This window comes from Vibrio ezurae NBRC 102218 (assembly GCF_000467185.1).
GTDB lineage: Bacteria > Pseudomonadota > Gammaproteobacteria > Enterobacterales > Vibrionaceae > Vibrio > Vibrio ezurae.
Genome location: NZ_BATM01000021.1, coordinates 146,364 through 156,102 on the forward strand (window position 1 = coordinate 146,364; position 9,739 = coordinate 156,102).

A 9,739-nucleotide genomic window follows, 5' to 3' on the forward strand; every position below is an offset into this window, starting at 1 on the left:
AGTATAAAACCTTGTGGCACAGGCTGTGGTAGCTCGGCGAATGGACATTGCTGGCTAATCGTTGAGTTATCACACACGCTCGGCTTCATCGGTATTACCCTCATGGTGTCCCTCATTGTATGGCATGTATTCGAGGGGGATATGGGGAGAATAGATCGTGTTGTCTGCTAAGCCTACTTTTCGTAATTCACCATTTCTCACACTGAGGTGACTATGGCTATATCTTCTTTATCCTCATCCGAGCTCTATCGCACTGCCGATTTGGACTTATTTTCCTGTAAATCGACTAAAGATATTCCACCTATTGACGAAATTGTTGGGCAAGAGCGAGCGCAATCAGCGGTTGAGTTTGCGATGTCCATTCGCGAAAAAGGCTATAACATTTATGCAATGGGCCGTAATGGTTTAGGCAAGCGTACAATGATACTTCGCTACCTAAAGCGTCACCCTTTTGATCAACACCAATTATACGATTGGTGTTATGTGGCTAATTTTGAAGATATTCGTGTCCCCAAAGTACTGAAAGTGCCTAGAGGGATAGGGCACAGTCTGCGAATTGATATTGAAAAGCTAATGACTAAGTTGCTCAAAGCAATTCCGATGGCCTTTGACAACGAGATGTATTTTTCCCGCGCCGATCGGTTAAAAAATCAATTGGCAAATAAGCAAACCACAGCGCTGGAAGCATTGACGAAAAAAGCCAAAGAAGAAAGCATCAGTTTGACGATCACCGCACAAGGTGATTATCAGTTTGTTGCCCTAGATGGTGAAGAGGCGTACACGGAAGAGTCGTTTGCATTGCTTGATAAGAAGACGCAAGCGAAATTTGATAAAACCATTGATACGCTAGAAATCTCTTTGCGACATATCATTCGCGATCTCACTGAATGGGAAGAGCAATACACCGATAAAATTCAGAAACTGAACTCAGATGTGACCTTAGATGTCATTGGGCATTTTATCAAAACGCTGAAAAGTAAATATAAGAAATACCCAGAGGTAAAACAGTACCTCATTGATCTTCAATCTGATGTCATTGAAAATGTAGATATTTTCCTCGAAGAAAGCAACGAGCAGGGAGAGATCGCTACTGCGTCTCTTGATAAAAAGTTGCCTCGTCGCTACAAGATTAACGTGTTGGTTTCACAGGCAAAAGATGATCTGCCTATCATCATTGAAGAGAGTCACAATTATCACTCGCTGTTTGGGTATGTTGAAACCGCGACATTCAAGGGGACCGTTTTTACCGATTTTTCTTTGATTCGTGCGGGCGCTTTGCATAAAGCAAACGGGGGAGTGTTACTCATTGATGCTGTCAAAGTCCTTGAACAGCCTTATGTTTGGGATGGCCTTAAACGAGCATTGCGTTCAAGAGAGTTGAACTTAACGGCGTTGGAAAAACAGGTCACAATGACAGGAGCTGTTTCCCTTGATCCTGAACCTGTTCCCTTAGATGTGAAAATCATTTTGTTTGGTGATTATCGAACCTATCAGTTATTGCAACATTATGACTCGGAGTTTGCTGAACTCTTTCGGGTCAGTGCCGATTTCGAAGATGAAATGAAGCGAGATCACGACTCAGAGCTTCACTACACTCGTTTTATTTCGAGCATAGTGCATGACAACAAATTGCTGCATTGTGACAAGAAAGCCATCGCAAGAATTATAGAATACAGTGCCAGAATTGCGGGAGATCAAAATAAAATTTCGCTGCATTCGGCTAACGTTGCCAATCTATTACGTGAAGCAAACTACATTGCCAGAACTGCAAATGCGAATATAATTCGTGCGACCCATATTGAGAAAGCGCTGTTAAATCAGCTCTCTAGAGTTAGTCGATTGCAAGAAAGCGTGATGGAAACCTTTACCAATGGCACCACCTTAATGCAGGCTCAAGGCGAAGCGATAGGTCAGGTGAACGCGCTGTCGGTTTTAAGTACCAGTGACCATATGTTTGGTGCGCCTAACCGAATTACCGCCACCACCAGTTACGGTAGCGGCGAAGTCATCGATATTGAACGTAATGTTGATTTAGGTGGGAGTATTCACTCAAAAGGTGTGATGATTTTAACCGCTTATCTTTCGTCGGTGTTTGGCAAAACCGCAAAAATCCCCCTCACAACCAATATCACCTTCGAGCAATCGTATGGGGGAGTGGACGGTGATAGTGCCAGTATGGCTGAATTTTGCGCCGTGGTATCGGCTTTTTCAAAACAGCCTAACCGTCAAGATATTGCGATTACGGGTTCAATGAATCAGTTTGGCGAAGCACAACCTATAGGTGGAGTGAACGAAAAGATCGAAGGCTTTTTTGATGTATGCAAAATAAAAGGCCGCATCGCAACACAGGGGGTGATCATCCCCAAATCGAATGTGCATAACTTAATGTTACGAAGTGATATTTTACAGGCGGTTAGTAAAGGGGAGTTTCACATTTGGGCAATTGAACATGTCTCAGAAGCGATTCAATTGTTTACTGGTAAGGAGGCGGGTACGGCAACCGATGAAGGCAGTTACCCAATAGAGACTATTTATGGTATTGCTCAGTCAAAACTCAACGCCTTAAGGAAATAGTCAATGCGTCACCCCATGTATACTGAACATGCCAATGCGTATGCCAAAGCAGTGCAAGATAACATTTATAATGCGCATTTAGAGCGCCCTTCTTTACTCTCGTTACTGAATATTACTCCAGGAGAGCGAGTGTTGGATTTAGGCTGTGGTTCGGGTGAACACGCTAAAGCCATTCAAGGGATGGGAGGCATAGTTACCTGTATTGATCAATCCAAGGAAATGATCTCGATTGCTAGAGAAAATGCGCAGCCTTTTAAAGCATACGTTCAAGACGTTGCGATAGGTTTACCCGCTGAATCTAGCGCCCAATATGATTGGGTGATTGCGCCACTGATGATTCACTATATTAAAGATTTTAGGCTACTTTTCAATGAAATTAGGCGCGTATTAAACACAAATGGTCATTTTGTCTTTTCCACGCATCACCCGATTAATGACTTCTCTGTGTCACCGTCAGGTAACTATTTTGCGACTGAACAAATTGTCGAAACCTGGGATACGGTAGGTGAACCTGTCACTGTTCGCTTTTATAGACGAAGCCTACAAGCACTGTTTTCGGCGGTACATGAGGCAGGGTTTACCGTATCGGTTTTTTCAGAAGGTCGTGTTTCATCAAAAGTCTCAGAATTAGATAGAGAGACATATTTGAATTTAACCACCAAACCCAGCTTTATCTATATGCACTGCATTTTATAAAAAATTGTATTATTGCGATAAAATTGTGCATAATTAACAGTCGAACTTTGATTTTTATGATTAATTTGCTGTGAGAGAACATTCACATGTTGAGTTAAAATGTGATTTAGTTCAAAATCGGACCCTTATAGCTACCTTAAGCTTCACTGGAGCGTGCATGAAAGTTGTTGATATTCTTAAACACAAACGAGGATCTCTTTCGAGACATCATATGGAGTTTATGGATAAGATGTCCCCCTCACTTCGAGAATATTGGAGTGAATTAGTGAGCCGTGCCCACGCACAGCACATTTTTCGTGCATGGGGAAAAGATTTTCAAAAACCTGCAGTTAATGAAGAAGTTATAAGCCCTGTTCAAGATATCATCAACATGAAGCCTGATGCGGAAGCTTTGTATTTAGAGCTTTCACAAAAGATTGGTGAAGAGTTGCATGTGGGGGATTGGTTTAGTATTGATCAAGAACGTGTGGATGCATTTGGTCGTGTGACTGAAGATATGCAATGGATTCATACTAACCCAGAAAAAGCAGAACAAGAGTCACCTTTTAAATCGACCATCGCTCATGGTTTTTTAACTCTGGCACTGCTTCCTCGTTTGTCTGATGCTGTCGACCCTGAAAAACCGCTGTTTCCTACGGCAAAAGTGACAGTGAACATGGGAATGAACAGTGTTCGTTTTCCGTATCCTGTTCGAGTAGGGAGTAATATCCGAGCTCACAGCCGTTTACTCAAAGTGACACCCATTCAAAAAGGCTTAGAGATCACTCGAGAGCTGAAAGTTGAAATTGAAGGTGTTCGTCGCCCTGCGTGTGTTGCGGAATCGGTGATTCGTTTATACTTTTAATGCTTAAAGTCATCACCTGAGTGATTAGAACTATTTGTTAAAAATGGCCAAAGCTTAGCTTTGGCCATTTTTATATAGAGGCTATTTAGTGCTACTCAAGTGCGCGGTATAACCTTGATTTTCGATTATCATGCTTGCTTCTTTCGAGGTTACGTACTTAGCAAATTCTAACGCGGTCTTATCCTCTAGATCTTTATGATGGAAAATCAAAAAAGGACGAGCCAGTTCGTAACTCTTATTCAGTAAATTAACTGAATTTGGTACAACGCCATCGAAGTTCAGTGGTTTAACCGATGCATCAATAGATCCCATGCTAATAAAGCCAATAGCTTGTTGGTTATAGCTGATCAGGGTTTTCATCATACTGTTGGTGCTGACCACCAAACTGGTTGGGCTGATGGTAGATACGCGGCGATCGTTAAGAACGCGTGTTAGGCCAACTTGATCTTCAAAGGCGTATCGAGATCCAGAAGAGGTTTCTCTGGTTACCACTGCGATAGTGCGATCAGCGCCACCCACGTCTTTCCAGTTGGTGATTTTCCCCGTATAGATTTTATAGAGCTGCTCTCGCGTAATGTTTGAGATGTTGTTTTGCTGGTTGACTACAACTGCAAGCCCATCATAGGCAAAAGGTAACACCACTAAATTATCTTGATACTCTCTTTCTGTGAGCAGTCGCGAACTCATGCCGATCTCGGCCACATTGTTTTTGACCAAAGAAATCCCCGCAGTTGATCCAACACCTTGCACTGCAATATAGGTATCTTGATGGGTGCGATTAAAATTTTCTGCCAAAATATCCATGACGCGTGCTACTGAGGTCGAACCGCTGACATTGATTTGAGCTGCTTGTACGTTCCCTATACTTACTATCAGGCAAGCTAGTGCCGTGATAACCACTCTAAACATAATCATCCTTTTTCTTCTAACTATAATGATAGACACCATACAAAGTAAGATGCCTGTGTTACAAGGTTGTGACACATAAGATAAATCTATCACATTTTTACTTGTATGATTGAGGTTTGCTACTACGCAATGCCATAAGTATGAGGTCACCATGAAGCTATCAGAGATAGAGCGACATCAAATCATTAAGTTGGCGACAGAGGCGTGTTGTTCGCGCAATCACAATGTGAGTGTCGATTTGGGTAAAGCAGAATTTGAATTGTCTGATACTGGGGTTGAGTTTTATCGTACGTGTTTTAAGTTGGATTCCAAGCAGGCTGATCATCGTTGTTTAGTGGCTAAAATCCTAGTTCGTCAGAACGCATGGACATTGCTGGTTGCCCACCGAGATCAATACGATATGTTTGAGGGATGGCATACCCATCCCTCAATAGATTCTCTTGGCACGCAGCTCCACCAACTGATAAAAGAGGTGGAGAGCGACCCTCAAGGGCTCATTTGGTAAAAATCACTCAAAGTGATAGCCTTCTGGTACCACGACAATCCCTTGATCTGAAATGGTAAATCGTTCCCGATCTTGTTGTAGGTCATAGCCTATCTTAGTGCCATTAGGAACGCTGACGTGTTTGTCGATAATGCAGTTTCTTAGCTCGCAGTGCTCGCCAATTTTTACATCGTCGAACAAGATACTGTTCATGATGGTGGCACCATCACTGATTTTTACATTGGAAGACAAAATAGAACGCTGCACTGAACCGCCACTGATCACCACACCGTTGGCAACAATTGAGTTGATTGAAATACCTTGGTTACCCGTGATCGAAGGAACGGTTCGTGAAGGCGGACGTTGCTGCTCGTAAGAGCGAATCCCCCAATCATCTTGATAGAGGTCAATAGGGGGAACGGGATCGAGCAGATCCATATTCGCTTGATAAAATGAATCAACCGTCCCCACATCTCGCCAATAGACATCTTGTGATACTCGGCCTTCTTCTGAGCCAAATCGATACGCATAGACACTTTGACTATCAATCAGTTTAGGAATGATATCGTGACCAAAATCATGACTGGAGGTGTCTATCGCGGCATCTTCTTCTAATGCATCAATTAACGCTTCCATAGAGAAAATATAAATGCCCATAGAGACCAAACTTTTGTTTGGGTTGTCTGAAAGCGTCGGTGGCTCGGATGGTTTTTCTAAAAAGGAGACAATACGACCGTCTGCAGCGCTGCCTACCACACCAAACGCACTGGCTTCTTGAGCGGGGACTTCCATACAAGCGATGGTCAATGCCGCATTGGTTTTTTTGTGCTGCTTGAGCATGGGTTGATAATCCATGCGGTAAATGTGATCCCCTGATAGCACGACAACGTGTTTGGCCTCACTGCGTGATAGTAGCCACAGGTTTTGATAGATCGCATCTGCGGTACCTTCATACCACGCATCGCCTTTTCTCATTTGCGGTGGAACCGCAGTAATGTATTCACCCAGTTCAGGGTTGAAGATAGACCAACCATCGCGCAAATGTTTTTGTAATGAGTGTGATTTGTACTGAGTCAATACCAGCAATCGTCTTAGTCCAGAATGAAGGCAGTTGCTGAGGGTGAAATCGATAATGCGGTATTTCCCGCCAAAGGGCACAGCAGGTTTTGCTCGGTCTTGAGTTAACGGTGCAAGTCGAGAACCCATGCCTCCGGCTAAAATGACGGTTAATGTATCTTGCATGGCGACACTTCCTTGTTATTTTTGGGTACTGTATTAATTAAGCAAAAACCATTCCAACATCTAATCCATTGATTGAAAGGGGGTTTACCTGTCGATGATTCTGCTTTGCACCAGAATGAAACTCCATTTAGTGCACTTGTACTATATTAGTGCAACATGTTGAGTGCATGGGATTCAATGAATGATAATTTGACAACTTACGTCACTTTTTAATGCAATAATTGAGCTTAGCAGACAGGCGATCGCTATGATGATGTGTATGATTTCTTTGAATCGAATAAAGTAGGATATTCACTATGGCCACAGGCTCTTACATTGTCGCCCTAGATCAAGGCACCACCAGCTCAAGAGCAGTCGTATTTGATTCTCAAGCAAATATTGTCGCTCAGTCACAACGAGAATTTACTCAATATTATCCACAAGCGGGTTGGGTGGAACACGATCCGATGGAGATTTATTCATCGCAACGTTCAACACTTATTGATGTAATGGATAAGCTCTCTATTGCCTGCGAAGAGATCGCTGGCATAGGTATTACTAATCAGCGTGAAACCACCATTGTATGGAACAAAGAAACGGGCAAACCCGTTTATAATGCGATTGTTTGGCAATGCAGACGCACCAGTCAGATGTGCCAATGGCTAAAAGATCAAGGCTGGGAGGAATACATCAAAGAGGCGACCGGTTTAGTCTTAGACCCGTATTTCTCTGCCAGTAAAATCAAATGGATCTTGGACAATGTATCCGGCGCAAGACAACTGGCAGACAACGATAAATTACTGTTTGGGACTGTGGACACTTGGCTATTGTGGAAGCTTACTCATGGTAAGGTGCACGCGACGGATTATACCAATGCGTCACGCACTATGATGTTTAATATCAATACGATGCAGTGGGATGAGAAGATACTTGAACGATTGAATATTCCCAAATCTATGCTGCCGGAAGTCAAGCCTTCATCCAGCTTATTTGGCGAAACCTGCATCGGCGAAAACAATGAAATACGCATTCCAGTCGCCGGTATTGCTGGAGATCAACAAGCCTCTCTATTCGGTCATCGATGCGTGAGTCCGGGTCAGGTGAAAAATACCTATGGTACGGGTTGTTTCTTGTTAATGAATACAGGCAAACAAAAAGTAGACTCACAACATGGCCTATTGAGCACATTGGCCTGCGATGAAAACGGAAAGCCGTGCTACGCCCTAGAAGGCGCCGTGTTTATGGCAGGTGCCTCGATTCAATGGCTAAGAGATGAGTTAAGGCTACTTAACGAGTCTAAAGATTCTGAATATTATGCCAACAAAGTGGACTCTTCAGACGGCGTGTATGTCGTCCCTGCATTTACCGGACTCGGTGCACCTTATTGGGACCCATATGCCCGTGGCACTATGGTGGGGCTTACTCGTGGGACAAGCGCTGAACACATCGTACGCGCTACACTAGAAAGTATTGCTTATCAGACTCTTGACGTGATTCAGGCGATGCAAGCAGACTCGCACATTGCATTGAGTCGATTACGAGTCGATGGGGGAGCGGCGCAAAATAATTTCTTAATGCAGTTTCAATCTGACTTACTAAATTGCGAAGTACAACGTCCCCAATTGACTGAAGTGACGGCTTTAGGGGCGGCGTTCTTAGCGGGCTTAAGTGTAGGTTACTGGAAAGATTTGTCAGAATTAGCCGGACGCTCAGAAATAGAAACCTGTTATATTCCTTCGGATGACAATGATAAACGAACTCAGCGATATGCGGGTTGGAAACGTGCGATAAAGTGCGCACAAATGTGGAGCTCATTGCAGGACGAAGAATAGTCTAGCTTGCTTAAGTAAAGAAGAGCTTGAAATGAAGAAAGGGTTGCCCAATGAGCAACCCTTTGTGTAAGTATTTTTTACCTTGAGAGGTGGAATTAAGCTTCCACTTTCCAAGAGATGGTTTCACCGCCTTTAATTGGCACGACGATGTCGCTACCAAATGGCATAGTTTCGGCTACTGCCCACTCTTCTTTCACTAAAGTTACGGTATCGCTGTTGCGTGGCAGGTTGTAGAAATCTGGGCCGTTATGGCTAGCAAAAGCTTCTAGGTGCTCTAGTTTTCCTTCGGCTTCAAATACTTCTGCGTAAAGCTCTAGTGATGCGTGCGCTGTGTAAGAGCCCGCACAACCACAAGCGGTTTCTTTGCGACCTTTAGCGTGCGGCGCAGAGTCCGTACCAAGGAAGAATTTCTTGCTACCGCTGGTTGCTGCAGCGACTAACGCTTTTTGATGGCTGTTGCGCTTTAGAATTGGTAAGCAGTAAAAGTGTGGACGAATGCCACCCACTAACATGTGGTTACGGTTGTACATTAAGTGGTGCGCCGTAATGGTTGCGGCAACGTTATCATTGGCGTTTTGCACAAACTTAACCGCGTCAGCCGTAGTGATGTGTTCAACAACGATTTTTAGATTTGGGAAATCGCTCACGATAGGCGCTAATACTGTGTCTAAGAACTGTTTTTCACGATCAAAAATATCAACATCGTGCGTAGTCACTTCACCGTGAATCAGCAGTAGGATGCCTTGTTTTTCCATCTCTTCTAACACAGGGTAGATTTTTTTAGCGTCTGTTACGCCAGAGTCAGAGTTGGTTGTTGCACCTGCTGGGTATAGTTTACATGCAACAACTTGACCTGATTCTTTTGCTTGTTGGATATCTTCTTTACTTGTGTTATCAGTTAGATAAAGAGACATTAACGGTTTGAAAGTATCACTATGATTGTGCGCATTGATGCGTTCAAGGTAGGCGATAGCTTGTTCGGTGTTGGTCGTTGGCGGAACGGTATTGGGCATAACTAAAGCGCGACCATTGTAGCGACTAATGTCTTTTACTGTATCTTTTAGTACATCACCATCACGAAGGTGTACATGCCAATCATCTGGGCGTGTAATGGTTAAGTTGGTCATAGTTGTGCTCCCGCCAAAAAAGTCTAAAGGTGTAATACCAATCGTACTAAAT

8 protein-coding genes are annotated in these 9,739 nt (G+C 43.5%); 5 read left to right on the forward strand and 3 right to left on the reverse strand.

The window, feature by feature from the left end; all coding sequences use genetic code 11:
* Positions 1–213: 213 nt before the first annotated feature.
* The 3 genes from VEZ01S_RS08855 to VEZ01S_RS08865 all read left to right on the forward strand — a co-directional run bounded on the left by VEZ01S_RS08855 (position 214) and on the right by VEZ01S_RS08865 (position 4,114).
* Positions 214–2,574: a Lon protease family protein gene (locus VEZ01S_RS08855; protein WP_021713694.1), complete on the forward strand. Its 2,361-nt coding sequence runs from the start codon at positions 214–216 to the stop codon at positions 2,572–2,574.
* A gap of 3 nt (positions 2,575–2,577) precedes the next feature.
* Complete coding sequence (locus VEZ01S_RS08860; RefSeq protein ID WP_021713695.1) at positions 2,578–3,270, forward strand: class I SAM-dependent methyltransferase; 693 nt, start codon at positions 2,578–2,580, stop codon at positions 3,268–3,270.
* A gap of 157 nt (positions 3,271–3,427) precedes the next feature.
* A complete protein-coding gene (locus tag VEZ01S_RS08865; protein WP_021713696.1) occupies positions 3,428–4,114 on the forward strand; it encodes a MaoC family dehydratase in 687 nt (228 codons plus the stop codon).
* A gap of 81 nt (positions 4,115–4,195) precedes the next feature.
* On the opposite strand, the gene VEZ01S_RS08870 is transcribed toward VEZ01S_RS08865, so the two are convergent.
* Positions 4,196–5,023 carry a phosphate ABC transporter substrate-binding protein gene (locus VEZ01S_RS08870; RefSeq protein ID WP_021713697.1) on the reverse strand — a complete coding sequence of 276 codons (828 nt, stop codon included), beginning with the start codon at positions 5,021–5,023 and terminating at the stop codon, positions 4,196–4,198.
* A gap of 151 nt (positions 5,024–5,174) precedes the next feature.
* Here VEZ01S_RS08870 and VEZ01S_RS08875 point away from each other — a divergent pair, with 151 nt between their 5' ends.
* On the forward strand, positions 5,175–5,528 hold the full coding sequence (locus VEZ01S_RS08875) for a DUF3024 domain-containing protein (RefSeq protein WP_021713698.1): 354 nt from the start codon (positions 5,175–5,177) through the stop codon (positions 5,526–5,528).
* Between the two features lie 3 nt (positions 5,529–5,531).
* On the opposite strand, the gene glgC is transcribed toward VEZ01S_RS08875, so the two are convergent.
* Complete coding sequence (gene glgC / locus VEZ01S_RS08880; RefSeq protein WP_021713699.1) at positions 5,532–6,749, reverse strand: glucose-1-phosphate adenylyltransferase; 1,218 nt, start codon at positions 6,747–6,749, stop codon at positions 5,532–5,534.
* Between the two features lie 296 nt (positions 6,750–7,045).
* Between glgC and glpK the strand changes: the two genes are divergently transcribed.
* A complete protein-coding gene (gene glpK / locus VEZ01S_RS08885) occupies positions 7,046–8,560 on the forward strand; it encodes a glycerol kinase GlpK (protein WP_021713700.1) in 1,515 nt (504 codons plus the stop codon).
* A 95-nt stretch (positions 8,561–8,655) separates the two neighbouring features.
* Here the strand turns inward: glpK and pyrC are convergent, their stop codons facing one another.
* Positions 8,656–9,687 (reverse strand): dihydroorotase, encoded by a 1,032-nt coding sequence (gene pyrC / locus VEZ01S_RS08890; protein WP_021713701.1) that lies wholly within the window; start codon positions 9,685–9,687, stop codon positions 8,656–8,658.
* Between the last annotated feature and the right edge of the window lie 52 nt (positions 9,688–9,739).

Coding starts and splice junctions, on each gene's coding strand:
- VEZ01S_RS08855 (WP_021713694.1), top strand. CDS start 214: ATGGCTATATCTTCTTTATCCTCATCCGAGCTCTATCGCACTGCCGAT.
- VEZ01S_RS08860 (WP_021713695.1), top strand. CDS start 2,578: ATGCGTCACCCCATGTATACTGAACATGCCAATGCGTATGCCAAAGCA.
- VEZ01S_RS08865 (WP_021713696.1), top strand. CDS start 3,428: ATGAAAGTTGTTGATATTCTTAAACACAAACGAGGATCTCTTTCGAGA.
- VEZ01S_RS08870 (WP_021713697.1), bottom strand. CDS start 5,023: ATGTTTAGAGTGGTTATCACGGCACTAGCTTGCCTGATAGTAAGTATA.
- VEZ01S_RS08875 (WP_021713698.1), top strand. CDS start 5,175: ATGAAGCTATCAGAGATAGAGCGACATCAAATCATTAAGTTGGCGACA.
- glgC (WP_021713699.1), bottom strand. CDS start 6,749: ATGCAAGATACATTAACCGTCATTTTAGCCGGAGGCATGGGTTCTCGA.
- glpK (WP_021713700.1), top strand. CDS start 7,046: ATGGCCACAGGCTCTTACATTGTCGCCCTAGATCAAGGCACCACCAGC.
- pyrC (WP_021713701.1), bottom strand. CDS start 9,687: ATGACCAACTTAACCATTACACGCCCAGATGATTGGCATGTACACCTT.